27 protein-coding genes are annotated in these 26,568 nt (G+C 32.2%); 7 read left to right on the top strand and 20 right to left on the bottom strand.

The features are described from left to right. Window positions 1–3: 3 nt before the first annotated feature. The 4 genes from OIU80_RS05750 to OIU80_RS05735 all read left to right on the top strand — a co-directional run bounded on the left by OIU80_RS05750 (window position 4) and on the right by OIU80_RS05735 (window position 3,437). The gene (locus tag OIU80_RS05750) at window positions 4–603 is read left to right on the top strand and encodes a murein L,D-transpeptidase catalytic domain family protein (RefSeq protein ID WP_264286091.1); all 600 of its coding nucleotides are present in this window, start codon (window positions 4–6) and stop codon (window positions 601–603) included. Window positions 604–640: 37 nt separating this feature from the next. Then, a complete protein-coding gene (gene cmk, locus OIU80_RS05745) occupies window positions 641–1,333 on the top strand; it encodes a (d)CMP kinase (protein ID WP_264286090.1) in 693 nt (230 codons plus the stop codon). Window positions 1,334–1,400: 67 nt separating this feature from the next. Continuing rightward, window positions 1,401–2,777 carry a nucleoside permease gene (locus OIU80_RS05740; RefSeq protein ID WP_264286089.1) on the top strand — a complete coding sequence of 459 codons (1,377 nt, stop codon included), beginning with the start codon at window positions 1,401–1,403 and terminating at the stop codon, window positions 2,775–2,777. A 153-nt stretch (window positions 2,778–2,930) separates the two neighbouring features. After that, window positions 2,931–3,437 carry a hypothetical protein gene (locus tag OIU80_RS05735; RefSeq protein ID WP_264286088.1) on the top strand — a complete coding sequence of 169 codons (507 nt, stop codon included), beginning with the start codon at window positions 2,931–2,933 and terminating at the stop codon, window positions 3,435–3,437. A 17-nt stretch (window positions 3,438–3,454) separates the two neighbouring features. Here OIU80_RS05735 and OIU80_RS05730 read toward each other — a convergent pair whose 3' ends face one another. Next, window positions 3,455–3,970 carry a hypothetical protein gene (locus OIU80_RS05730; protein WP_264286087.1) on the bottom strand — a complete coding sequence of 172 codons (516 nt, stop codon included), beginning with the start codon at window positions 3,968–3,970 and terminating at the stop codon, window positions 3,455–3,457. A gap of 471 nt (window positions 3,971–4,441) precedes the next feature. On the opposite strand from OIU80_RS05730, the gene rpsA reads away from it, so the two are divergent. Continuing rightward, the gene (gene rpsA, locus OIU80_RS05725; RefSeq protein WP_129537932.1) at window positions 4,442–6,220 is read left to right on the top strand and encodes a 30S ribosomal protein S1; all 1,779 of its coding nucleotides are present in this window, start codon (window positions 4,442–4,444) and stop codon (window positions 6,218–6,220) included. Window positions 6,221–6,578: 358 nt separating this feature from the next. Here rpsA and OIU80_RS05720 read toward each other — a convergent pair whose 3' ends face one another. The 9 genes from OIU80_RS05720 to OIU80_RS05680 all read right to left on the bottom strand — a co-directional run bounded on the left by OIU80_RS05720 (window position 6,579) and on the right by OIU80_RS05680 (window position 16,370). Next, window positions 6,579–7,118 (bottom strand): ExbD/TolR family protein, encoded by a 540-nt coding sequence (locus OIU80_RS05720; RefSeq protein ID WP_264286086.1) that lies wholly within the window; start codon window positions 7,116–7,118, stop codon window positions 6,579–6,581. Window positions 7,119–7,391: 273 nt separating this feature from the next. Continuing rightward, window positions 7,392–7,808 carry an OsmC family protein gene (locus OIU80_RS05715; RefSeq protein WP_264286085.1) on the bottom strand — a complete coding sequence of 139 codons (417 nt, stop codon included), beginning with the start codon at window positions 7,806–7,808 and terminating at the stop codon, window positions 7,392–7,394. 98 nt (window positions 7,809–7,906) lie between these two features. Then, entirely contained in the window at window positions 7,907–8,650 is a 744-nt protein-coding gene (gene mddA / locus OIU80_RS05710; protein ID WP_264286084.1) for a methanethiol S-methyltransferase, read from the bottom strand. Window positions 8,651–9,000: 350 nt separating this feature from the next. Then, window positions 9,001–12,036: a choice-of-anchor I family protein gene (locus OIU80_RS05705; RefSeq protein ID WP_264286083.1), complete on the bottom strand. Its 3,036-nt coding sequence runs from the start codon at window positions 12,034–12,036 to the stop codon at window positions 9,001–9,003. A gap of 212 nt (window positions 12,037–12,248) precedes the next feature. After that, the gene (gene tpiA, locus OIU80_RS05700; protein ID WP_264286082.1) at window positions 12,249–13,001 is read right to left on the bottom strand and encodes a triose-phosphate isomerase; all 753 of its coding nucleotides are present in this window, start codon (window positions 12,999–13,001) and stop codon (window positions 12,249–12,251) included. Window positions 13,002–13,042: 41 nt separating this feature from the next. Continuing rightward, window positions 13,043–13,537 carry a TlpA family protein disulfide reductase gene (locus OIU80_RS05695; protein ID WP_264286081.1) on the bottom strand — a complete coding sequence of 165 codons (495 nt, stop codon included), beginning with the start codon at window positions 13,535–13,537 and terminating at the stop codon, window positions 13,043–13,045. Window positions 13,538–13,843: 306 nt separating this feature from the next. Then, window positions 13,844–14,509 carry a dienelactone hydrolase family protein gene (locus tag OIU80_RS05690; RefSeq protein ID WP_404827356.1) on the bottom strand — a complete coding sequence of 222 codons (666 nt, stop codon included), beginning with the start codon at window positions 14,507–14,509 and terminating at the stop codon, window positions 13,844–13,846. 166 nt (window positions 14,510–14,675) lie between these two features. Further along, window positions 14,676–15,776, bottom strand: coding sequence for a BT_3928 family protein (locus OIU80_RS05685; protein WP_264286080.1), 1,101 nt, complete (start codon window positions 15,774–15,776; stop codon window positions 14,676–14,678). Between the two features lie 45 nt (window positions 15,777–15,821). Further along, window positions 15,822–16,370 (bottom strand): DUF1599 domain-containing protein, encoded by a 549-nt coding sequence (locus OIU80_RS05680; RefSeq protein WP_264286079.1) that lies wholly within the window; start codon window positions 16,368–16,370, stop codon window positions 15,822–15,824. Between the two features lie 149 nt (window positions 16,371–16,519). Between OIU80_RS05680 and folP the strand changes: the two genes are divergently transcribed. Together folP and OIU80_RS05670 are read left to right on the top strand one after the other, a co-directional pair. Further along, a complete protein-coding gene (folP, locus tag OIU80_RS05675; RefSeq protein WP_264286078.1) occupies window positions 16,520–17,344 on the top strand; it encodes a dihydropteroate synthase in 825 nt (274 codons plus the stop codon). 36 nt (window positions 17,345–17,380) lie between these two features. Further along, window positions 17,381–18,031, top strand: coding sequence for a hypothetical protein (locus tag OIU80_RS05670; protein WP_264286077.1), 651 nt, complete (start codon window positions 17,381–17,383; stop codon window positions 18,029–18,031). 48 nt (window positions 18,032–18,079) lie between these two features. Here the strand turns inward: OIU80_RS05670 and rlmH are convergent, their stop codons facing one another. The 10 genes from rlmH to OIU80_RS05620 all read right to left on the bottom strand — a co-directional run bounded on the left by rlmH (window position 18,080) and on the right by OIU80_RS05620 (window position 26,561). After that, entirely contained in the window at window positions 18,080–18,553 is a 474-nt protein-coding gene (gene rlmH, locus OIU80_RS05665; protein WP_264286076.1) for a 23S rRNA (pseudouridine(1915)-N(3))-methyltransferase RlmH, read from the bottom strand. 8 nt (window positions 18,554–18,561) lie between these two features. Then, a complete protein-coding gene (locus OIU80_RS05660) occupies window positions 18,562–18,864 on the bottom strand; it encodes an antibiotic biosynthesis monooxygenase family protein (RefSeq protein WP_264286075.1) in 303 nt (100 codons plus the stop codon). Between the two features lie 3 nt (window positions 18,865–18,867). Continuing rightward, on the bottom strand, window positions 18,868–20,286 hold the full coding sequence (locus OIU80_RS05655; RefSeq protein ID WP_264286074.1) for an amidohydrolase family protein: 1,419 nt from the start codon (window positions 20,284–20,286) through the stop codon (window positions 18,868–18,870). Window positions 20,287–20,525: 239 nt separating this feature from the next. After that, window positions 20,526–20,810, bottom strand: coding sequence for a GNAT family N-acetyltransferase (locus tag OIU80_RS05650; RefSeq protein ID WP_264286073.1), 285 nt, complete (start codon window positions 20,808–20,810; stop codon window positions 20,526–20,528). 5 nt (window positions 20,811–20,815) lie between these two features. Beyond that, window positions 20,816–21,211, bottom strand: coding sequence for an OsmC family protein (locus tag OIU80_RS05645; RefSeq protein ID WP_264286072.1), 396 nt, complete (start codon window positions 21,209–21,211; stop codon window positions 20,816–20,818). Window positions 21,212–21,215: 4 nt separating this feature from the next. Further along, complete coding sequence (locus tag OIU80_RS05640) at window positions 21,216–22,097, bottom strand: pirin family protein (RefSeq protein ID WP_264286071.1); 882 nt, start codon at window positions 22,095–22,097, stop codon at window positions 21,216–21,218. Window positions 22,098–22,113: 16 nt separating this feature from the next. Beyond that, on the bottom strand, window positions 22,114–22,992 hold the full coding sequence (locus tag OIU80_RS05635) for a pirin family protein (RefSeq protein ID WP_264286070.1): 879 nt from the start codon (window positions 22,990–22,992) through the stop codon (window positions 22,114–22,116). A gap of 475 nt (window positions 22,993–23,467) precedes the next feature. Further along, complete coding sequence (locus tag OIU80_RS05630) at window positions 23,468–23,839, bottom strand: hypothetical protein (protein ID WP_264286069.1); 372 nt, start codon at window positions 23,837–23,839, stop codon at window positions 23,468–23,470. A 41-nt stretch (window positions 23,840–23,880) separates the two neighbouring features. Further along, the gene (locus tag OIU80_RS05625) at window positions 23,881–24,591 is read right to left on the bottom strand and encodes a hypothetical protein (protein WP_264286068.1); all 711 of its coding nucleotides are present in this window, start codon (window positions 24,589–24,591) and stop codon (window positions 23,881–23,883) included. 2 nt (window positions 24,592–24,593) lie between these two features. Beyond that, window positions 24,594–26,561, bottom strand: a complete 1,968-nt coding sequence (locus tag OIU80_RS05620) for a tail fiber domain-containing protein (RefSeq protein ID WP_264286067.1) — start codon at window positions 26,559–26,561, stop codon at window positions 24,594–24,596. Between the last annotated feature and the right edge of the window lie 7 nt (window positions 26,562–26,568).

The raw sequence follows: 26,568 nt of genomic DNA, 5'->3' as shown, positions 1-26,568 counted from the left end.
TTTATGAAAATGTTTTATTTAATATTATTTGTTTGGTCGGGTTTATTTACCACCTCAAAAAACACATATCAACAAGAAAGTATTAGTGATACTGATATCACAAGACTTAATGAGCAGGTAAGAGATTTAAGGACAATGATTAGTAGTAGTTCTAAATACAATACTAAAATAGCTTTCCTTATTGATATGAAAATAAAATCAGGTAAAAATCGCTTTTTTGTTTACGACTTAGTAAATAATAAAATTTTAGACGAGGGGCTTGTAGCACATGGATCAGGCTCAGAAACAGGAATTAGAGGAAATTTGAAATTTAGTAACCTACCCGATTCAAAGGCTACGTCACTAGGTAGATACTCAATCGAAAAGGCATATAAAGGAGTTTTTGGGAAAGCATATAGATTATTAGGTTTAGATCAAACCAATAATAATGCACTAAAAAGAGCCATAGTTTTACATCATTATTCAGCTGTTCCATGTGAAGAGCAGGATTATTATATTTCAAATAGCCATGGATGCCCAATGGTTAATGAAGACTTTTTTAAAAGGATCGAAAGAATAATCGATACTTCTAAGTCAAATATCATTATGGATATTTACTACTAGAAAACATAAAAATAATTAAAAATAATAAAATACTATTTTGAAAAAAATAACGATAGCAATCGATGGATTTTCATCGACTGGAAAAAGCACTTTGGCAAAACAATTGGCAAAAGAACTAGAATATGTGTATGTTGATACAGGAGCTATGTATCGTGCTGTAGCACTTTATGCGATGCAAAACGGATATATAAGTACAGATTCTTTTGATAAAGAAAAATTAGTTGCTAGTTTGCCTTCAATACAATTGGTTTTTCAGTATAATGCCGAATTAGGTTTTGGAGAGATGTATTTGAATGGAGAAAATGTAGAAAAAGAAATCAGAACAATTGAAGTTTCTAGTTTTGTAAGTAAAGTTGCCGAAGTTTCTCAGGTGCGTTCTAAATTGGTAGAACAACAACAGGAAATGGGGAAAAATAAAGGTATTGTTATGGACGGCAGAGATATAGGAACAGTAGTTTTTCCTGATGCCGAGCTTAAAGTATTTATGACAGCCAGTGCCAGTACCCGTGCACAAAGGCGTTTTGATGAGCTGCAACAAAAAGGAGATGATGTGTCTTATGAAGAAGTATTAAAAAATGTTGAAGAACGTGATTATATCGATACACACCGTGAAGACTCGCCATTGGTGATCGCAGACGATGCTGTAGAAATTGATAATTCATACCTAAACAAAGAAGAGCAATTTGCAGCTGTAATGGAATTAGTGAATGATGTTGTAAAAACAGCTTAATTCTTTGCAGATTTCATTTTAAATAGTAGTTTTACCGCCTAATTTTATTTTAAAGACAATTCATCTTATGGGAATTAAAAACAGATTGATTATAATGAGCTTTCTTCAGTTTTTTGTTTGGGGAGCGTGGCTTATTACAATCGGAAATTATTGGTTTGGAACTAAGAATTGGGAAGGAACTCAATTTGGTTTAGTTTTTGGAACCATGGGAATTGCTTCTTTATTTATGCCAACTCTTACAGGAATTATTGCTGACAGATGGGTAAATGCCGAAAAATTATATGGAGGTTTACATATAGCATATGCCTTAGTTCTGTTTGGAATAGCTCAAGTGACAACTCCAGATCTTTTTATATATGTTATGCTTGCTGCAATGTGTTGCTATATGCCAACAATTGCGTTGAGTAACTCAATCTCATATACTTCGCTAAAATTAAATAATAAAAATATTGTAAAAGATTTCCCACCCATTCGTGTATGGGGAACCATAGGTTTTATTGTTGCAATGTGGATTACCAATCTAAGCGGAAATAAATCAACAGAATATCAATTTTACATTGCTGGATTTGCAGCTTTAGTATTAGGTGTATATTCATTTACATTGCCAAAATGTAAGCCACAGCGTTTAACCAAAGAAAATGCTTCGTTAACAGAAACATTAGGTTTAGAGGCTTTTAAGTTATTTGGGAATTATAAAATGGCGTTGTTCTTTGTGTTTTCTATGTTTTTAGGAGGTGCTTTGCAACTTACGAATGCTTATGGAGATGTTTTTCTAGATGAATTCAAGCATTTTCCAAAATATGCAGATTCATTTGTAATTCAGTATTCAACAATTATAATGTCGATTTCTCAGGTTTCAGAAACCTTGTTTATCTTGGCAATTCCATTTTTCTTAAAACGATTTGGTATCAAGCAAGTTATGCTTATTAGTATGCTGGCTTGGGTATTGCGTTTTGGATTATTCGCTTTTGGAGATCCTGTAAACGGTTTATGGATGATTATTATGTCATGTATAGTTTACGGAATGGCATTTGATTTCTTTAATATCTCAGGGTCATTATTTGTAGAAAGTAATACAGATTCTAAAATACGTTCTTCTGCGCAAGGATTATTCATGATGATGACTAATGGTGTAGGGGCTATACTTGGTAGTTTGACTTCAGGATGGGCTATAGATAGATATTTTACAAAATCATTTAAAAACTCGTCTGAATTAGCTGGATTCTTGCAAACAGATGCTACAAATCCTAAAATGTTAGATTTTGTAAAAAGTCACGGAAATACTGTTTCTGCAGATGGTGTTTTTGGTAGCGAAATATTAATGAAAGACTGGCATAACATCTGGTTGTCATTTGCAGTTTATGCTTTGGTAATTGCTATTGCTTTTGCGGTTTTATTCAAACACAAGCACGATCCAAAAGAATTTGAGAATATGAGTCATTAAGAACTCTTTAATTATATTTAAAATCCCGTTTTCTAGTTATAGAAAACGGGATTTTTTATTCATTACATAGAATACTTTTGTAAACCTAAATTAATTTAGATTATTATAGTTAAATGCTTATATATTTGTTTTTATATTTAAAACTATCTAAAAATGGCTTTTACATTTTATAAAATGGCATTATTTTCACATAAGGAATATTTATTAAAGCCAGATTTGACTTTTAAAGAGGTTTTTAATAATCTAGATAAGAATATTGATTCTGTTGATGATTCCGTTTTTAAGTATGGTTTTTTTTCTAAAATTAGAGAACAAAAGTTTGAAGGGGATCTTACCGATAATCAGTTTACTGTTCAACGAGTATTAAATTATAGAAATCCCTTATTGCCTGAAATTAATGGATTTATTGAAGAAGAAGATTCTAAAGTAGTCGTTTATATTGAGATTAGATCCGAATTATTTCCTACGATAGTATTTTACGTGTTTTCGTTTCTAGCCATTTTTATTATAATTAAAAATCTCTTTTTTGATATAGATATTCAGGAATTAGTATGTGCATTATTTATGATTTTGTTCTTGATATTTGGTGTAATAAATTATAATGAGGAATGTAATCAAGACATAGAAGATTTGAAAGAAATACTTGAAATAAAGGATTAATAAAAAGTTGTTACAGTTTACCTCAACGAAGTAATTAAATCCTCAACTTGTTTTTTCTGTTCAGCATATTTTTGTTGCAGTTCAGAATTTTCTCCCATTCGGTTGTAGTATTCTAGGCCTTTGTTGGCGAAAATTTTTTTGTGAAAGTTGGATATTTCGGGAAGATTCGGAAATAAAATATTAAAATTCATTTCGTAATAAGCCTGCCATTCTCGTTCGTTTTTGTCTAAAATATATGGTTTTATGGTCTTTTGATTAACATGAACCATTTCATGAGCGATTAATGTTAGCATTAATTCCAACGGAAATTCGAAAGTGTTTTCTGGAATCCTGATAATTTGTGGTTTGCCAAAGTCGCCTTCGGTGGTCATTAAGATAAAACTAGGTTCTGCTTTCTCTCTAAACTCAAAACCTTTAAGGTTAGAATTCTTTAGGTTGTACTTTTTTAAAAGCCAATAAACAGCGTTGATAACTTGTCCGTTTTTATGGAAAGCATCAATTTTTAGTTTTATTTCTTCGAGTGTTGTAGCCATAAAGTAAAAATAAGGAAAATTATATTCCTAGTAAAGATTTGGGTTATCCTGCAAGGTCTTTTTTTTGACCTTGTAGGTGTTTAAAAAGCTTCACAGGATTTTTGATGGAAGTTTTTGTAGCCTACTCAATTTTGTAAACCTCGCAGGAGTTTTATGAGAGTTTCTTAAAACTATAAAACCTCTAATCTAGCCCCGATAGAAGTGAAAATCCTTTTGTGCTGGGGTTCAGTACAAAAGATTGAAGCGAATAGCGGGACTTTAGGTCTTGAAAACTCTTAAAAGTTCTGCTCCTGAATAATTGGCTGATAATCATCTTGATTTATTTTGCTAGTACAAATAAATGTATTAATTTTGCAAACCTTTTGGTGGAGAAGAGTTTCCATTAGGTATCAACTATTTATGTAAAACAACTTCTGTTTTTTCTATCGCTTTAAGAAACTCGAGAGAAACAGAATACAAATTTTTATCAGCATGTCTGAACAATTAAAATCACAAGAAGAGTTTTTAGCAAATTTTAACTGGCATAACTTCGAAGAAGGTATCGATGCAGTAGATGAGAAAAACTTACAAGAATTCGAAGACTTAGTATCAAAAACTTTCATCGCTACAGATCAAGAAGAAGTAGTAGAAGGTGTAGTTGTTAGAATTACAGATAGAGACGTTATCGTTGATATCAACGCAAAATCGGAAGGTGTTATTTCTTTAAACGAATTCCGTTACAACCCAAACTTAAAAGTAGGTGATAAAGTAGAAGTATTAATCGACATCCGTGAGGACAAAACAGGTCAATTAGTATTATCTCACAGAAAAGCACGTACTATCAAATCATGGGATAGAGTTATTGCTGCAAACGAAACAGGAGAAATCGTTAATGGTTTTGTAAAATGCAGAACTAAAGGTGGTATGATCGTTGATGTTTTCGGAATTGAAGCATTCTTACCAGGATCTCAAATTGACGTTAAGCCAATTAGAGATTATGATGTATATGTAAACAAAATGATGGAATTCAAAGTGGTAAAAATTAACCACGAATTCAAAAACGTTGTTGTATCTCATAAAGCGCTTATCGAAGCTGATATCGAAGTACAGAAAAAAGAGATCATCGGTCAATTACAAAAAGGACAAGTATTAGAAGGTGTTGTTAAAAACATTACTTCTTATGGTGTGTTTATTGACTTAGGTGGTGTTGATGGATTAATTCACATTACTGACCTTTCTTGGAGTAGAATCAACCACCCAAGTGAAGTTCTTGAATTAGACCAAAAATTAAACGTTGTAATCCTTGATTTCGATGATGAGAAAACAAGAATTCAATTAGGATTGAAACAATTAAACGCTCACCCATGGGATGCTTTAGATGCTAATTTAACTATTGGTGATAAAGTAAAAGGTAAAGTAGTTGTAATCGCTGATTACGGTGCATTTATCGAAGTTGCTGAAGGTGTTGAAGGTTTAATCCACGTTTCTGAAATGTCATGGTCAACTCATTTACGTTCTGCACAAGATTTCGTAAAAGTTGGAGATGTTGTTGAGGCTGTTATCTTAACTTTAGATAGAGATGACCGTAAAATGTCATTAGGTATCAAACAATTGACTCAAGATCCATGGACTGACATTACTTCTAAATACCCAGTAGGTTCTAAACATACAGGTATCGTTAGAAACTTTACAAACTTTGGTATTTTCGTAGAATTAGAAGAAGGAATTGATGGATTAATCTACATCTCTGACTTATCTTGGACTAAGAAAATCAAACACCCATCTGAATTTGTAAATGTTGGTGAGAAACTTGATGTAGTTGTATTAGAATTAGATGTTGAAGGACGTAAATTATCTTTAGGTCACAAACAAACTACTGCTAATCCTTGGGATCAATACGAAGATTCTTTCGCTGTAGGAACTATCCACAATGGTGAAATTTCTGAAATCGTTGACAAAGGAGCTACTGTAGAATTCGGAGATGATATCGTTGCTTTCATTCCTACTCGTCACCTTGAAAAAGAAGACGGAAAGAAATTGAAAAAAGGAGAATCTGCTGATTTCAAAGTAATCGAATTTAACAAAGAATTCAAAAGAGTTGTTGCATCTCACACTGCTATCTTCCGTGAAGAAGAAGAGAAAAATGTGAAAACAGCTACTGAAAATACTTCATCTAACTCTTCTACAAATGCACCAGCTGCAACTTTAGGAGATAGTAATGATGTATTAGCAGCATTGAAAGCTAAAATGGAAAAAACAGAGAAAAAATAATTCTTAGTTTCCTCTATATAGAAAGTCCCACAGTAATGTGGGACTTTTTTTTTGCCTTATATTTTTGTTTAAGGTTTCAAGCTTTTCTTTGTTTCAAGTTTTAGATTGTCACGCTGAGGCGAAGTCGAAGCGCGTTTCTATTGGGAATTAATACTGTCAATTTGAGCGTACTGAGATTTTGGAGATAATACTTAGCAATTGGAATTTAGAACTTTCAAATTTGGAATTTTATTTTTCAGGAGCTATTTCCTGCTATCCACTATATCTTTTTATTTTTAAAGAAAAAATAAAAAGGATGCCGTTACTATCAGGGCTAGACGAGTGGTTGATATTGAACGCAGATACTATGGATTCTATTTTATCTTGCAGCCAATAATTTTGATTCCTCAGGCGTAAAATCATTTACAATTGCATAGGATTTTATACCTATTATTTTTATTTCATCAAGAATATCTACTAAATTCTTGTAATTAGATTTATTACTTGGTTTTATAATCACTGTAACTCCAACTCCAGGTTTGCCAAGAGCAGCTGAATATTCATGAACTTTTTTGTTTCTGTTTTCTAGTTCTTTACGAATTCCATCTTTACCATATTTTAGATCTTTAGGAGTATCCATTGACCACTCTAGAAATCCGCTATAAAATACTATTCTATCATTATCGTCAAGTAAAACTGTTAGAACACGTTCCTCAACATCTTTGCTACAGCCACCATAGCCACCACAAGTGGAATATTTCTCAGGTAAGCTTAAACTCATGATTTTCGGTTTTCCTAATTCAGTTGTAATCATAAAGAATCCAATCAATAAAAAAGAGACACTTACCATAGCGGTTAAATCTACACGTGTTTTTAGTTTTTTGCTTCTTACTTTCTTGTCTTTTTTATAGATTTCCATGATTGTATTTTTAATTAAGTTAGAAGTGAATTAGTTTAATTATTTGTGTTGTTTGGTTGTTATAAATATAATAATTTTTGAATATGATTGCGAAATAAGCCGGTTTGTTTTTTATATATTGCTATTTCAATAATATATGAAAAAAGTCCTATAGGAATATAGGACTTTTTTTAGGCTTAATTTATTCAAGGGTATTAAGCGAAAAACACAACCCTTATGAATGTTTTACGTAAGGATTGTACTTTGTACCTCTGAACCTTTGTACCTTTTCTCTTAAAGTAAATTAACAGTTAAAGTAATATTCGTTTTCAACAACTTAGATATCGGGCAAATTTCTTTGGCTTTTAAAGCTGTTTTAGAAAACTCGTCTTCAGTGATATTTGGAACTTTTCCTTTTAAATCCAAATTAATCTGGGTTATCGTGCCATCTTCAAACGTAACTGTAGCCTCTGTATGTAAATCTTCAGGAACATAACCTGCTTCTGATAGTAAGAAGCTTAATTGCATCGTAAAACAGCCAGAATGAGCCGCAGCAATCAATTCTTCGGGATTTGTTCCTACACCATTTTCAAAACGAGTCTTGAATGATAGTTGGGCATTATCTAGTGTGGTACTCTGAGTACTAATAGTTCCTTTTCCTTCCATTCCGGTACCTTTCCAGTTGGCATGTGCTTTTCTAGTAAATTTCATCTTTTTGAATTTAATGGGTTTAATAATAATTGTAACAACTAAATTAATTTATTTTCTGTGTATTTTTCTGGTTTTTAACTTATTATAATGGAAATATATTAGTTTCTCTTGCGAATAAACGGAACTAACATTGGTACTTTTTTTTGATAATCTTTATATTCTTCTCCATAAAACTCCTGAAGGTCTTTTTCTTCCAAAAATTTTACTGCAATAAAAATATAAACGGTTGTAGTTAATGTAAACACTAAATGCCCAAGTGTCATTACAGGTGTAGCCCAAAAAGCGATTAAGAATCCTAACATAATAGGGTGTCTCACAATTTTGTATAAATGAATTATTTTGAATGTAGTGCATTCGGGTTTTGGATCTTTATTTTTCATATTTTGAATGATTTGTTTCAACCCAAATAATTCAAAATGATTAATTATAAACGTAGAGAGTAATACAATAATCCATCCTAAGAAATAAATACCATTTATAATCATAGTAGCAGTTTTGTTCTCAATTTCCCATATTATGAATCGCATGGGCTGCCATTGCCAGTATATTAATAGTAATGCTGAGCTTGCGAGTAAGACATAGGTACTACGCTCAATTACAGGATTAATAATACTTGTCCACCATTTTTTGAATGCAGGCCTGGCCATTATACTGTGCTGTAAAGCAAATAGGCTTAACAGAAGTACATTTATAACAAGCGCTTGTGTAAAGGTTGTTTCAGTTCCTGTGTCAATTGATTTCGGAACGATAAAATTACCAACAAATCCTATTGCATAAAGAAAAGCGATAAGAAATAGGAGGTAAGCAATTACACCATAAAGAAAGGTGATTAATTTTGTCATACTTGTAGGTTTTGTGATAGTTCATTAATTTAAGAGCAATCCATTTTTAAATTACCAATTTTGGGCATTACTGGTAAGTTTTTACATACATACTAATTTATAAGAAAATATCGTATAAAAAAAAAGTTTTTCTAGATATTTTTGTTTTAAATTGCTGATTGTTAGTTGTATTTATTGTTTTTTAGTTTGTTTCAAACTCACATTTGTAGAAACAAGAATTAAAAATTCGAGCAAAAATAATTTGTACTTTGATTGGATTAAATCTTATAATAAACAAAAAAGAGCGATAGTTAATTCGTATCGCTCTTTCTATTTTGTTATGTAAAGGTGTACTAAAGTGCCTCTTTTGACTATTTCACAATCATTTTTTTGACAATTCCTTCAGAGGTTTTTACAAAATAAATCCCTGTAGAGAATTGAGTTGTATTGATAGTTTGTGCATTTTTGGTAGTTAAAACATTTTTACCATTTATATCAAATACTTGTACATCGGCTGTTCTGTTAAAATATACAATTCCTTTTTGAGATGGATTTGGAAATAATACAAAAGTAGGAGTGTTGTCCGAAACAAAATCAGGAGCCGATAAGCTTTTTGCATTTACTTCAAAGATGGTAATTGTGCCGCTTATTTCATTGGCTACAAGAATATAACCTTTTCCAGTAGGGCTATTTTCGGGAGCAATATAGGTAATGCCTTCAGGTCCGTGATCTCCTGCGTATGCCGATGTGCTACGACTATTTTTATATTCAACAAATTTCGCATTATTTGGGTCAGTCACATTATATACCATAACACCACCAACACGTTCTAATGATATGAAAGCAAAAGTCTCGCTTCCGATTTTTGCTGTTGTTATACCTTCAGGTTCTGGACCTTTGGCACGGCTTCTAGTTTTAGCAGTATTGTTTTCGTGATCTGCATTAAAGAGTAATGGTAAATTTGCTGCGGTGTACATTTCGAAGTCATCTCCGCTATCAAAAACGATTTGTTTGGTAGTTGCATTAAAAATAGAGAAGGATCTTGCTCCAAGGCAATTGATCTCTTCAAAATCGGCATCGCCATCTAAATTTCCATTTAGATTTGTAGTTCTAAAACGACCCAAATTATAGGTTTGTTTTAAAACAGCTGCATTAGGGAAAATTGCAGGGTCAAGATTGGTTGCGCTTACAGTTGTTCTTTCTACAAAACCAGTATATTCTTTTTCGTCACCTTCATTTGCAGTAACCAAGTAGGTATTTGCTCCAACAGTATAATTGGCAACACCATCAGGAAGATAAAAAGCTTTCATAGGCCAATTGGCAATTAAAACTTCACCGTTGTTATCGGATACATCAAATCCGTTTCCAGGAATACTGATATCTTTTGTTCCTAATGCCCAAATATCGGTTATGGTATTATTGGTTAAGTCAATCTCGGCAATAGCATTGTTTTCTTGCAAAGTTACCCATGCCTTTTTAGAGTCAGAATTTATAGTAACATATTCTGGTTCTAAATCCTGAGATAGTGTACTGGTTAGTTTTAGTTTTCGAACGCCAGATGCAATTAAAGCGGCTTCCTGAGTATTATAAGCTGTAAATAATAATGTGGCAACATTCGATTGATTTAAAGCTGCAATTCCGCCAGAAATATCGATTATACTTACGGAGCCTTCTGGATCAACTGTATAATCAAGATTGGGTTGTCCTTCATTGGCAGTCATAACCTTTTTTCCGTCTGGTGAAAACGTAATCATATCAGGCAAAGCACCTACGGTTACTTGTTTTTGAAAAACACCATCGGTATCAAAAAACACTACCGAGCCATTAAGCGCTTCATTTGTATTTGGAGAAGCAACAGCTACAATTCCGTTTTTTACAGCAACGCTAGTTACGCCACCGTATACATTCATGTCTATAGATTTTATCACTTTTGGAGCAGTAGGATCACTAAAATTTATTACATCTAGAAATCCTGCAACGGCACTTGTAGTAAACAAACGTTGAGAGTCTTTATCATGCACTACAATCTCGCAGGTGCTAGTATTGCTTCCAGATGGGTCAAAACTGCCGATATAATTGAGTTCGATTTCTTTATTAGGAACAGGAGCTAAGCGGTCATTGTCTTTAATATAAATTGTAGCTGTAGGAGTTCCTGTAATTGCAAAACCAACTGGATTCTCTAAACTCAGTACAAAATATTCCGCTTGTTGTTCTTCTAGATTATCATCGATAATAGGAATTGTAATAGTTTGCGTTAAAGCGCTTGAATTGCTGAAATGTAAGGTTTGTGTGCTTAGAGTGAAATCATTAGCGTCAGCGGTGCTAAAAGGTGCTCCTTTTACAACTAAATCTACAGAACCGATTATTGGACTTCCTAAATTGATTACAAAATTTAAGTTTCCTGCATTTTCGTTTACGGTAACAAAGTTTGATGCAAATGAAACAGTTGGACTAGCTGTTGTAAACGTAGATGATTGTATTGTAGTAATTGCATTGTTGCTTAAATCTTCGATAGTATTTGGTAATAATACCAGATAATAGGCTTGGTTATTTGCTAATATTTGTGCTGGTACAATTGTAATGATTTTATCATTTACTGTTGTAGTAAAAGGAACTAAAGCACCAGTTGCATTATTTAAGCGTAATTCTAGTAAAGCAGCTACATTAGTGTTGTCTATACTATTATCATTGATTAATCGAATACTTTCGTTAAAAGTAATGGTAGGATTAACGGTAGTACTGATGGCTGTACTTGCGTTTGCTGGCAAAATAGTAGCTACGGGAGCATTTGTATCTCCGCCACCATTAGGAGTTCCTTCTGTTGTGAAATTATCAAAACGATTGTTTCCGCCAGTTCCACCAGGACCTAGAACAAATTCAACCTTTACTTTAAAATTAGGATTGTTGTTTGCGCCTGTAATTGCTGTAAAATCTAAAGTTGCTAATCCCGGATCACCATTATTTGGCGTAACAGGAATAAATGAAGTATATGTATTTCCGTCAAGAGTATAAAACCAATTTTGAGTTCCCGCTCCTTGTGCAGAACGGCGGGTAGCAAATTTTACGATTATTTCTTTATAACCTGTGGTTGGTAAGGCAAATATAAGTGCACCACCTATAGGATTGCTAAAACGCAAATGAGTACCCGAAGCGTCGCTATTACGAGAGTTTAAATTTAAAAGGTCAAAATTTTGTCCAGTTCCACCATTAAATTCTATAAAACTAGTTCCACCTGCAATCGCCGTTATGTTAGTTCCAGCAATTAGAGCAATATTTGGAGTTGTTATAGTCGCTACTGATGCCGGATTATTAAAAGACCAGTAATTAATTAATGTTTGACTCCAAGAGTAAGAAGAGGTTAGGAGTAAGAAAAAGTAGAGTAATCTTTTTGTGTAAAGTTTTTTCATAGTTTGTAGTTTAGTATATAGACTACAAACATCACTTAAAACTGTTATAATAAGATTAATATAAAAACAAGGAATGATTAAATGACAGCTTCAAATGTTTACTAAAGGTTATTATTTGTGATTGTTATTCAGGTGATTATAAAATGATAAAACAAAAAAATGGTTTGAAAGTTTTTACGCTCTCAAACCATTTTATATGTATAAAGGAAATATTAAATTGCAGTTACAATAGCAACAAAATCATCTGCTTTTAATGCAGCTCCACCAATAAGACCACCGTCTACATCTGGTTTAGAGAAAATTTCTTTTGCATTTTCTGGTTTTACACTTCCTCCGTATAAAATAGAAACTTCTTCAGCAATTTCTTTTCCAAAAGCTTTACGAACAGTTTCTCTAATAAATTCATGCATTTCTTGTGCTTGTTCTGGCGAAGCAGTTTCTCCAGTTCCGATAGCCCAAACTGGTTCGTAAGCAAGGATAACATTAGGCCAAGATTCTTTTTCTATTTGAAATAAACCATCTGTTAATTGATTCTCAACAACATTAAAATGATTTCCTGTTTGACGGTCTTTTAATTCTTCACCAAAACAGAAGATAACTGTTAACTCATGTTTCAATGACGTATCTACTTTATTAGCAATTAGAGCATCTGTTTCTTTAAAAATAGCTCTACGCTCAGAGTGTCCAAGAATTACGTAGTTTACACCAACACTTTTTAGCATATCTGCAGAAACTTCACCTGTAAAAGCTCCACTTTCAGCTTGATGTACATTTTGTGCAGCAACTTCAATAGTTGTAAACTCTAAATGTGCAACTGCAGAAGCTAAGTTTACAAAAGTAGGAGCTACAATTACTTGAGCCTCACTTACAGTTGGTAATTTAGCAATTAATTCGTTTAATAAATCTTCAGTTTGTTCTGCGTTCTTATGCATTTTCCAGTTTCCTGCAACAATTTTCTTTCTCATTTCGGTTCGTTTTATTTTTATTTTTTTGAAATTTTGTATTATTATTTTAAGCTTTGTAAAGTTTGATTGATTTTATCAAAATCCTTTTCGATTGCACGATATAAAACAATTTTACCTTTTTTATCCACAATAATATATCTAGGAATCCAATCTAAATCTATTGCTTTTCCAAAAACACCTTTCATACCATCAAGCATCATAAAATGATCACCTTTTATTTCGTGTTTCTCAATTCCAGCCTTCCATTTATCAGCTGTTTTATCAGCCGAAAGGAATAAGTAAGATACATCAGGATTGTTAGCTTGTAATTCTTTTACTTTAGGCATTGCTTTTATACAATCTCCACACCATGAAGCCCAAAATTCGATTACTAAAGTTTTTCCTTTGTATTTTTTTAATATGTCTTTAAAAGCAACTTGACTATCATCTGTTGATAATAATTTTTCTGATAGTGCTTCTTTAGAAAAAGCAGTTTTTTGTGCATTTGTACAAGAAAACGTAGCAAAAGCAATAAGCAATAGAATTATTTGTTTCATAGATGTTTATTTTTTACCAAAGTTAAACAAACAAATCGAAACAGAAATAGAGATTAACAAAATTTGAAGACGTCTTTATTTTGTCACAAATTGAGAAGTTTTGGTTACAAAAAGGAAAATGAAATCGTAATAGTTGAGTGTGAAAACTAGTTTTTCGAACAAATAAAAAATTTCGGAACTATAATTAAACTAAAAAAGAGATATTATTTTAGTTTTTGAAAGAATTTTAGAAGTCAAAAAACGTCTAGGTGAGTTATAAAAAATGTTCAATAAATTCGGAGTGAGAATTATATTGAACATTATGTTTTATTTTAATTGATAATTGCCATTTGCCCATTTTTTGCAAGGCACAATCCAATCATTTAAAGCTTTATATAAAAAGCCATGTTTTAAACCTGTATTCAATTCAATTTCCTTGAAATGATTGATTTTTAATTTTGAAGTTTCTTTTCTTTTTATAGCAGAAACTCCGTAGATGTCTGATTTTTCATAGATTGTCAAGATATTTCCGCAATAATTTATAATAGGAATATTTTGAATGTCAGGTTCTGTAAAACAGCCTATAAATACAAAATTAACATTGGGATTTGCTAAATATGTAGAAACGTATTGCGCAAGATAACCGCCTTTAGAAGTTCCTATTACTGTTATTTTGTTTGGTTTAACCCCTTTTTTTATCAGACTATTAATTTGACCTACTATTTTTTTAACGTATTTATCAAAATCAGTATTTTTCTTTCTTTTTTCACTGAAAACGATGAAATTATCATCTTTAAACGATTGAAGTATTTCATTGTATTCGGCTCTTCCATATTCAGGATGTTCGGCATTCAAATCATTTTCTTCAAGAAACTTGTTATGTAAAAAAAAGATATAGGCCTGAGTGGTATCCTGTGTTTTGGCTTGACCAAAACTAAAAATGCTAAAAAACATAAAAAATAAAATAAATGCAGTATTATGTATTTTGCTCATTATGTTTTGCCTTTTAAGTAAGAATGTTATTGACTTTGATGTTTAAAACCATAATGAGTGATGTAAATATATGCATGACTAATCAACATAAAACTTACATCACTCATAAGGTTAACCTTTTTATTACAATCTAATATCTATGTAATAAAACTATGTAATTCAATTTTTATAATTTCAAATCCTTGATATCGTTATAATGTACTTTTTGAGTAATAGTTCCATCATTTAGGATTACGATACTAGGGTTTGCTCTTTCGATTGTTTTAAGAGTTATAGCATCACAAAAGTAAAAATCAACATTTAGTTTGTATTGTTTTTTAGCAGCTGCAATTTCATCTTGTCCCGAAGCAGTCATAGCAATTACTTTATATCCTTTTGCTTTAGCTTCTTCATTTAATTTTTCTAATTTTTCCATTCCAGCCGGATCAGAAAGAGTTAAATCATAAGTAACAAAAATCATAAGTTTTGGTTCCTTTAGGAATTGGTCTTTATGATCTTCACCATCTTTTTCCATAGTGAAATCATGAATTGGAGGTACGTAACCTTCAGTAATTACTTTATCTTTTCGGTCAACAAAAGTTGCACCTTCTGGGATAGCCATTAAATCTTTCTCAGTATATTCTTTGTTTACACCATTTACATTGTAAATAAAAATCATTTCAACTACTGATTGTGGTGCTCCCTCTGGAATTTCCATTCCTTTCTCAATGTTTGAACCTATTTTATAAGGACGGAAATCTTTTATTGGTAAATGATTCAATACCCAAACTCCCATAAATACACATAAAATGATACTTACATAAGTAATAATATTTTGAACACTATTGCTAAATAAAGGTTTAACTAATTCTTTATTAATGAATAAAATCAATATAAAGAATAGTAAAACGATGTCTTTTGTGAATGATTGCCATGGTGTTAAGTGCAAAGCATCACCAAAACAACCACAATCTTTTACCACATCAAAGTATGCCGAATAAAAAGTAAGGAAAGTAAAAAGTATGATAAGGATCAATAAACTCCAAATTGTAATTTTAGATTTGTAACCAATAAGCAACATTACACCTAAAACTACTTCCAGGATTACTAAAAATAAGGCCAAACCTAATGCTAATGGCTCTAAAAAGGGGATATTGAAAACAGGTTCACTGAAATATTCGGCTAATTTATAAGAGAACCCAACTGGGTCGTTTAGTTTTATTAATCCAGAAATAATGAATAATACTCCAACAAATAATCTTGAAAATTGTGTAATTATATTTTTCATGTTACGTTTTATGTTTAATTTTTTTTGAAATTTAGAAAATAGAAATTATTTTTTTGTTTCCAAAGGGTTTAGTATCAGTGCGAAAATAGCATAATTAATCATATCCTGATAATTAGCATCAATACCTTCAGATACCAAAGTTTTGCCTTTATTATCTTCGATTTGTTTAACACGAAGTAATTTTTGAAGAATGATGTCAGTTAAGGAACTCACACGCATATCACGCCAAGCCTCGCCATAATCATGATTTTTGGCAAGCATTAATTCTTTGGTAAGTTTTACTTTAGCATCGTATAATTCAGTTGCTTTTTCTACGTCTAAATCAGGCTGATCAACAACTCCTAGTTCTAACTGAATTAATGCCATTATAGAATAATTGATGATTCCGATGAATTCTCCTTTTTCATCTTCATCAACTTTACGAATATCATTTTCCTGTAAACTTCTAATTCGTTGTGCTTTTATGAAAATTTGGTCGGTTAATGAAGGCAACCTTAATATGCGCCACGCACTACCATAGTCTTTCATTTTATTGATAAAAAGCGAACGACAAATCGCAATTACATTATCGTATTCTTGAGAAGTATTCTTCATTATTGATGTATATTTGTCTAAATTTCTTCAAAAATAAGGATAAAATTTTTAAAAGTTTTGTTTCAAGTTTCAAGTTTTCTTTATTTCAGGTTAAAATCTGTCCGAAAACATTTTGCAACTTAAAACTTAAAACTAAAAAACATGAAACTATGTTGATTAACTGCAAAGGGCAACTTATTGATTTGTCAGTTCCTAAGGTGATGGGAATTTTAAATGTAACGCCAAATTCTTTTTTTGATGGCGGAAAATACGATAGCGATGAAGCTATAGTAGCTCAAGTAGGAAAAATGCTTGCCGATGGAGCAACGTTTATAGATCTTGGAGCTTATTCGAGTAAACCAAGTGCCGAATTTGTTTCGGAAGAAGAAGAATTAAACCGGATTGTTCCTGCTGTAAAGTTAATTTTGAATCATTTTCCAGATGCTTTACTTTCTATAGATACTTTTAGAAGCGAAGTTGCCAAAGGGTGTATCGAAAGTGGGGCTGCTATTATTAATGATATTTCGGGTGGAAATCTAGATGATAAAATGTTTGAGGTTATAGCTAAATATAACGTTCCATATATCTTGATGCATATGCGAGGTACACCACAAACGATGCAAAGTCTGACCGATTATGATGATCTTGTAAAAGACATGCTTTTTTATTTTTCTGAAAAAGTTGCACAAGCCAGAAATCTCGGGATAAATGATATTATACTAGATCCTGGTTTTGGTTTTTCTAAAACGCTAGATCAAAATTATGAGGTCTTAGAAAAAATGGAATTATTTAATTTATTAGAATTACCAGTTTTGGCTGGGTTTTCTAGAAAGTCAATGATATACAAGGAATTAAATACAAGTCAGCAAGAAGCCTTGAACGGGACAACAGTGTTAAATACTATTTCCTTAACAAAAGGAGCAAAAATTCTACGGGTTCACGATGTAAAAGAAGCAGTAGAATGTGTTACTTTGTATAATAAAATAGCAAAATAATAATAATTTAATAAATCGAAATATAGGATTCAAAATATGAAATACTTAAGTTTAATTTTCGTTTTTCTTCTTTTTTCTTGTGGAAATAAAGAGGATGTCTTATTGCCAAAAGCAAATGTATCTGTTGTAAAAGATGTAAAAGACCATTCGCCAATTTATATTTTTTTTAGAACGAAAGAGAAAGATACTTTGGCAGAAGTAAATCGAAAAAATAGTATTATTTCGACTAATTGGCTTTTTAATATAGATAAGCGTTTGTCTTTAAAAATAGTGATTCCTGAAGTAATGAAACTTCAAGAAAAAAAGCGAGCAGATTTAGCTCATAAAAACGAAGAAGCTGAGAATTATTATACTTACGCTGATACAATTGGTAAAAATATGGCCTTTTTACCTTTTACGGATGTATATTATAAAATAGGCAAAGTAAGTAAGGAGATAAGTCAATTGTACTTTAAGAAAAATGGATTGATACAATATAGAGGAAATAAGACTTATGATTTTCCTAAGGAAAACTTAGCGCCTTTTTTGGATAGTTTGGTTATAAATCCAAAAGAACAAATTACATTTTCGTATGATAAAAATATGACTTATGAAGAGTATGTTAGATGTAAGGTGCTTATTAATAAGTTAGTAATTAAAGAGCCATGGTTGGTGTTTATAAATAAAAATGAGGATATTATTTATTAGTATTGAAGACTGTAACTAATCCCGATAATTATCGGGATAGAATACTTCTTACTGGTGATGGTAAGGCTCATTTCTTAGAATTGTAAAACCACGATATAATTGTTCAATAAAAAACAAACGCACCATTTGATGGGAAAATGTCATTAATGAAAGTGAAATTTTCCCTTGCGCTTTGTTGTAAACGGTATCTGAAAATCCGTAAGGACCACCTATTACAAATACTAGCGTTTTAATACCCGAGTTCATTTTTTTCTGTAGTTCTTCTGAAAAACCTACACTTGAGAAGTTTTTACCATTCTCATCCAATAAGATTAATTGATCGGTTGGTGTTAATTTTGCCAAAATCAACTCTCCTTCTTTTTCTTTCTGTTGACTCTCCGATAAGTTTTTTACATTTTTGATGTCAGGAATAATTTCCAAATCAAATTTGATGTAGAAAGATAAACGTTTGGTATAATCGTCAATTAAAGTTTGAAGCGATTTATTGTCGGTTTTGCCAATGGCAATAAGTTTGATGTTCATCTCAGGAATTATATTTTGTTTTCAAAAACAGTTTCAAAATGTTCTACAATAGGAAACGGTTCGTAATAATGATGCAATAGTTTCTTCCATTCCAGATATGCTGCTGATTCTCGAAAACCAATTGTATGATCTTCGAGATTGCGCCATTCAACCAATAGAAGATACTTATTGGCTTGTTCCATGCATTTTTTTAGACTGTGTCCTAAATAGCCTTCAATTGAACTAATATATTGACTTGCTATAGCAAAATCATTCTCGAAATCCTTTTCCTGATCCTTTTTTACAAATAAAATAGCAGCTTCTTGAATCATATTTTATTTCTCTGAAAATTTAGCTTCAAAAGTTTTAAATCTTGCATCAAGGTCTTTTAACAATTGTTTTTTAACTGCATTATCTTGAATGAAACTATAATTAATACTATTGTATACATATTGTTTAATTGTTGCATAAGAAACATCTTGGTATCTGCTGGCTAATAAAACGTATTGCTCCGTCATATTTGTTCTTAAGATTCCTGCATCATCTGTACTGATAACAATTGGAACATTAAATTCTTTGTATAATGTAAATGGATGACGAGCATTTTTAACTTTCAAAATAAATTCATTACTAACCAAGTTAATCTCAATCGGAATATTGTTTTTTGCCATGTAGCGTAATAAGTCATACGAGTTTTCTTCGTAAGCGATATCTACACCATGACCGATTCTGTTAGCCCCAGCAGTATGAATTGCTGAAGTAATATGCCATGTTAATTCTTCAGGTTGTACCAATCCTAATGTAAGTTCACCAGCGTGAAGCGTATATTTTACATTTGGAAAACGTGAATGGCAGTATTTAAACATTACCATGTGTAACCAATAATCTTTCATAGAAGTTTCGCCATGTTCTGGAGAAACAATATTTACACCTGCAACAAGTTTACTTTTGTCAGCAGAGATAAAGGCGATCATAAGATTTTTGAATAAATCTACAGGCTCCATAAAACGCAACACAAAGTTTTGATAACGCATTGTAAAATTAGCATCATCGATTTTTAGGTCTTTATGCAATTTGGCTATGAAATTAGTATTGAAATCGTCAGCGTATTTTACAGCATTTTTATCTTGTAATGATTTATAAAGTACATCTAGAGATTTGAAAAGTGCTTTTTCATCTTTTTGAGCAGCAGCTTGTCTTAGTTTTGTATTAAAATCGGCTAAATCATCGACATTCATATCACAAGGAATTGTGTTTAATTGTGTTTCAATATAGCTAACATTTTCTTTAATTGCTCTGTTTTTAAGCTCTAGCATACCTTCGGCAAAATGTCCGTCGATAGTAGGAGAAAACTTTTCGAAAGAGTCAAAAAACAAATCATCCGAAGGAACAGAAATTCCATTATAGTCTTTAACAGACCAAGTTTGCATGATTTGTTGCTTGTAATATTCTAGTTTTCCTTTGTTTTTAAGTGAAGAAAAAGTTTCCCAATTTCCATTTGCAGGTTTTGTTTTTAAAACTTGCATTGTTTCTATATTCAAATAGAAATCTTCTGTAATTGCTCTTTCTAGTAAAGGTTCAGCATAGATTGAGCCTGAAAAATGATGATGTAAATCACCGCCTTTTGGCATTTGAGAAAAGAAAGCAGTTAGAGCCGCTTCATTATTTCTAATTTTATCTAAATAAGTTGCTGGTGATTGTGAAAAGCAGATTTGTGCTATGAAAAAACTGAAAACTGTAATTATCCTCGTCATATAGTAAGTTTAAATTACATGCAAATATAATTGATTAAGAGGACATTTGAAAATATAGATGAAAATTGGTGAAACAACAGGTTGTTTTCTTGTATAGATGTAAAAAAAGACGCACTGTTGTGCGCCTTTATAAATCTTTGTTCTTTATATTTCGGGACTTCGACTCGGCTCAGTCTGACAAGATTGTGGCTCAAAACCTTTGTCCCTTTGCGCCTCTGAACCTTAGCACCTTAAGATAATTAGTGAAACAATACGTCTTTTATATCATCTGTTTTATCAAAAACACTTTTTGCGAATGGACAAAGCGGAATGATTTTTAGATTGTTTTCGCGTGCATAAGTTACTGCTGCCATAACTAGTTTTTTCCCAATACCTTTTCCGTTAAAATCAGGATTTACTTCGGTGTGGTCAATTATAAATTTAGAATCTCCAGCCCAAGTATAGGTCATTCTTCCAGCTTCTTTTCCGTCTTCGGCTGCTTTATAATATCCTTTTCTGTCTTCGTTTATTTGTTCTATTTCCATGATGTTTAGTCTAAAGTGGTTTGTATTTGTATCGTGTTTGTTAGTGTTTTGTGAATCGGGCAACTATTAGCAATTTTTAAAAGCCTTTCTTTTTGAGCTTCATCTACGTTTCCTTTTATTTCTATCTTGCGACTTAATATGGAAACGGTTTTTTCTGCATTTTTCTCAAAATCCACAGAAATGTTAATTTCTGCAACATCCCATTCTTTACGGTCGATATACATACGTAATGTAATTAATGTACAAGAAGCTAATGCTGAGGCTAATAACTCAGAAGGGGAGAAGCCTAAATTTTTCCCACCTACTTCTTGTGGTTCATCGGCAATAAGGATATTATCGCTTGCCGATTTTATTTCCGTTCGATATTTTCTTGTATCAATACTTGCTGTTATCGTGTTCATAAATTTATCGGATTTGAGGTTGTGGCAAAGGAACAAATTCTGTTTCGCCATGAACTTTCGGGAAAGTTTGTGCTGTCCAGTCTTGTTTTGCTTTTTCTATTAGTTCTTTATCAGATGAAACGAAATTCCAAAAAATAAAATGTTCTTCTGGAAATGGAGTTCCTCCAAATATATATACGGTAGTATTGGCTGCAATTTCAAATTCGCATAATGTACTGTCGTTTGCAATCAGGATTTGTTTTGAATCGTAAGTATGTTCGCCACTTTTTATACTTCCTTCTAAAATATACAATCCGCTTTCGCCAAATAAATCTTTTCCGATGTTTATTTTTTGAGCCGTTATACTTTTGATTTCAATAAAATAAAGCGGGCTATATACTGGAACTGGCGATTGTTGCCCGAAAGCTTCCCCTGCAATTAGCTTATAAGTAACGCCATCTTTTTCCCAAGCTGGGATATCATTAGCCTCAACATGTACAAAATTGGGTTCCATTTGTTCTAATTCTTTTGGCAGCGCTACCCAAATTTGTAAACCATGAAGTATTTTATCTGTTTTGCGTAAGTATTCTGGTGTTCTTTCAGAATGTACAATTCCTTTTCCTGCGGTCATCCAGTTTACTGCTCCCGGCTTAATTTCCATTTCGGTACCCAAACTGTCTTTGTGCATGATACTCCCTTCAAACAAAAAAGTTAGCGTTGATAATCCTATGTGCGGATGTGGCGGAACATCTAAATTTTCATGTTCGCTTAAATGTGCTGGTCCCATGTGATCGATAAATACAAATGGTCCAACGGCTCTTTTTTGTCGAAAGGGCAATAATCTTCCGACCATAAAGTTACCAATACTTGCAGCGCGTTCTTCAATAATTAGATTTACGTTTGACATATTATACTTTTAAAAATTAATCTTCTAATGTTCCAAATTTACCATTATTGTAGTCATTCACAGCCTGAACTAATTCTTCTTGCGTGTTCATTACAAATGGTCCGTGGGTAGCAATTGGTTCGTTAATTGGCTCACCGCTTAAAATTAATACAATACTGTTTTCTTGTGCTTCGATATGAAAATCTTCTCCTTCATTTTTAAATAAAACTAAATGATTTGTTGGTACATTTGTATCATCATTTACTGTAATACTTCCTTCTATAACCAATAAAGCAGTGTTGTAAGTTGCAGGAAAATTAAATGCTGCTTTTCCGCCTTTAAGTAATCTTGCGTTAAGCAAATGCAAAGGTGTAAACGTCGATGCTGTTCCTTTTACTTCTTTATATTCTCCAGCAATTACTTCGATATGACCGCCATTTTCTGGAAGTTCATATTTGTTAATTTGATCATTAGTGATGCCTTGGTATTTAGGTTTAGACATTTTATCTTTTGCAGGTAAGTTTACCCAAAGTTGTACCATTTGGAAATCACCTCCAGTTTTACTGAAATTTTCTTCGTGATATTCTTTATGCAAAACTCCCGAAGCTGCGGTCATCCATTGTACATCACCTTCACCAATTACTCCGCCACCTCCGCTACTATCATGATGGGCTACTTTACCTTTGTAGGCAATAGTTACGGTTTCGAAACCACGATGCGGATGCACACCAACTCCTTTTGGAGTGTTTGTAGGTGGGAAATAAAATTTTGAATTATAGTCGAGCATGATAAATGGACTCATGCGTTTCATACTTAATTGTGGTACACCTGGAATAAAATTATGTACTCTAAATCCATCGCCAACAAAATGTGGTTGCCTTGGAGCTACTACTATTTCTATATTTTTAGTTTTCATAACGTTTTGTTTAAATTGTTATACAAAGTTACTCTCATTATGAAAAATGTTACTTAATGTAGATTAAGAAGTGAGTTACTATAAAAGTAAGGATTATTTTTCATTATTAAAAGAGGGCTTTAAATTGGCTTTGACAGTTTTATTTTTTTATGTTCATCTTATAATCGAAAATTAAAACAGGCATAAATCAAAAATGGAATATATACTTTGATGGTTTTTTCTTTATTTTAAGGGATTAAAAAATGGAGATGATTTTACAATTCAATCATAATTTTATTCCTTGAATTTGATTTTCTAAAATCACATTAGAAAAGATAATATAAAAAAACCGTCTCAAATTATTGAGACGGCTATGATGAACTTTACGATATGAAAGACAGGTTAGCTTATACTATTTTAAAAAAAATCAAGATCATTCGATTTTATAAGTAATTTTAGCTTGAATAGAAGTTTAAAATTTCATCGCTATATTTCCCTATAACATACCATTACTATCGCGTTCGATTGTATTGTTTTGTAATGTAGGTACTGAAGTTACATCTGAAATTATTAATGCAGGAGCAGTCGCCGTTTTTGTTAAAGTAGTAATTGTGTAATACCATTTTAATAGTAAGGATTTAATCCATTTCCACCAATTAGAAAGTTTTAGCTGGTTAACTGTTTTTTGATCTTCATGAATATTGGTTGATGTTTGCGCCTCTGATTCAGTTGGAAGATTTATCAGATAAGGTAAAATGGTATTAATATTACCAAATTTTAATTTTTCACTGGTATTAGTAATAAGGATTTTGTTTGACTGATTTTTTTCTAAATCTGTTACTTCTACTTCATTATGATTTACACTCATTTTATATGTGTTTATTATTATAATTAATTAATAGCAACTTTTTATATTGCTGTAAATATATATGCATTGCTACTGTCTGAAATATTACCTGCGGAATCCATCGACCTTACTGTCCATGAATTCTTTCCTGGAGAAATTGAAGCTCCAAAGAAATTTGCACTATTTGTTGTAGGTCTATCTGGAATGTAGTTACCATTGTAAACAATATAAGTAACTGGACTTGATGGATCTGTTACAATATTCCACGTTAATCTAAGTTCTCTTAGAGCATTATTAAACGTTCCAGACAAATAGGGAGCAGGAGGAGGAGTATTGTCAGTTTTTACATATTGATATACATTAGAGAGTATTGATGGGGTAATTGCATCTTGTATTTGATACCAAGTCGTTACTGAAGGGACGATAACAGATCTAGGAGAAATAGAACCTGAAGTATCTGAACCCCAGGGACCTGAAGAGGAAGTACTACTTGATTTTATTGTTAAGGCAGAAGTAGAATATCCTGTACCTTTTAATGTAAAGTAAAGTTTTCCTGCACTGTAATTAGTGATGGTAATTGAGGGAGCTATAAAAGTATGATTATAATTATAAAATTCACTGATACTATGTGGTGCAACCGAATTAGGTTTTGCAATACTGGTCGAATTAATATCTATAGTAGATAATGTCGTTAAAGATGCTCCACTTAAAGGTACTTTTTTTTCAGTACAGATGTTGCTTATGGATATTTGTCCAGATGAATTTAAAGCCATTATTAAATTATTTTAGTTAATAAAATATCTATTTGTGCTTGTTGTTCTTTTATCGCTTCAATTAAAAGAGGTACTATTTTTGCATAATTTACTGTCAAGTAGTTTTCTCCTGATTTGGATACTTCTGTTCCATCTTCTAAAACCTCTCTATCAAATGGTGCCATTGCAACAATTTCAGGTAAAATGGCTTGTACTTCCTGAGCAGAAAGACCTAATTGTAGGTTATCAGATTCATAACCAAACTCTTTTGCTAGGTCATTGTTTTCATAATAAAATCCATTTAATGTTTTAACTTTATCTAAAGCATTAGTTATATTGCCTTTTTTAGTTTTTAATCTTTCATCAGAATAATAGGCAATTACATCGCCTGTAGCCATGATGTTATTATTAACTAACAATTGCTTGTTTCCATAAATTTCTACATTGGTAGTATTTTGCATCCAGATACCTCCTCCATATGTAGAGTTAAACCAACCAGTTGCCGCACCTGATCTAAACCATCCATCACAAGAGAAAGAATTTGGCACACCAGCATCATATCCTGCAGCGAACCTTGAGGCGCTAATCGCTCCTGATGTCCAAATACCAGTGCCTATAGCTGTTTTAGTGACTCCTGCTTCCATGACTAACAATTGATGGCTTAATCCTGGTTTTGATTGCCCTCCAATATTAGTATGAGTCCAAGCTAATCCATAACAATCGTTAGTAGTAGAACCATCACCCGATAATTTATAGGCATCGCCCATTGCAAAGATACCTTGGTATCTAGTGTCTGAATATTTTCCAACAATTCCATAGCCATAATCATCATCAATATAAAAATTACCATTTGCTCGTGCAGATTTGTCAGAAATTCTCGCAGAATCAACTCTTACTCCATAAGTGTTAACTCCATTCCAGCCCATAAGAGTAGGATAAGTTGCAGACCAAGCTATCCCAGAATTAGTATTGTTCACAGCTGTGTTATCGGGAGACAATGCTGAAGATGCATCAAAAATGGTATGACCATTTCCATAATTATTCCAACTAAGCTGGCCTACAACTGCACTTTTTGTACCATTGGTATTCCAGTTATTTCGATTTGTAGAGAGATTAGTTGCATTTCCAGTTATATTAATTCCCCAGGTACCAGATGCTCCAGAACCAATAGTCGAAACTTTAGTATTCAATTGAGTTTGAATAGAGCTTGTAGCATCATTAAATGCTTGTTGGTTTGCAGATTGAAATTTTCTTGAAGCTGTTTCACTAATTTGATCAGCAGTATAATCTCCTGTTTGAGAAGTGATAGCTCCATTACGCCCAAATACTGTTGTTACGGCACTAGTTGGTGAGAGTAATTCCTGCCAATCTGCTAATACAGCTGGGTTTGTTCCTTTTAGAATGAAAGATTTGTTTAAATCAGTTCTAACGGCCAGATCTCCAGTTTGTGCAGTTTGTGCTAGCATGGCAGCCTGAGAAGCAATCACAAAAGTGTCGTTTATAGTTATAGCAGGAAGTTGAGAAGAAATCAATTTTCCGTCAGAACCAAGTCCAGCATAGCCTCCGGCAACATTTTTATTAGTAACATTTTCAGGAACGAATGGCAATGAAGATTGTTTAGCATTCCATGTTGCTTTTTCAGCATCAGTTACAAATCTATTATTTGTATCCTGAGTAATTATGCTTGGTGCGTGGTTGGTTGGATGGTTATAATTAGAAAGCGTTCCAAGACGTGTGATTTCAGCATTTGAAAGTAAACTCTTCCCATTGACCTTATCCACTTTGTTATCAGTTAGATCTTTTAATACTTTACCTTGTCTGGCATCTAGAGCTTTACCCTCAGAAGTGTAATCAAGGGCATTATAGCTATCTACCTGAATAGTATTGATATCACTGAATTCTAATTCTCCAGCGCTATTTGTAGTTAAAATTTTGTTTTGCTGATTTGTTTCTAAATCGGCTACTTTTATTCTATTATGATTTGTACTCATTTTATAT

The organism is Flavobacterium frigoritolerans, from assembly GCF_025847275.1.
In the GTDB taxonomy this organism is placed as follows: Bacteria; Bacteroidota; Bacteroidia; order Flavobacteriales; family Flavobacteriaceae; genus Flavobacterium; species Flavobacterium frigoritolerans.
This window is presented reverse-complemented; position numbering and strand designations above follow the sequence as displayed.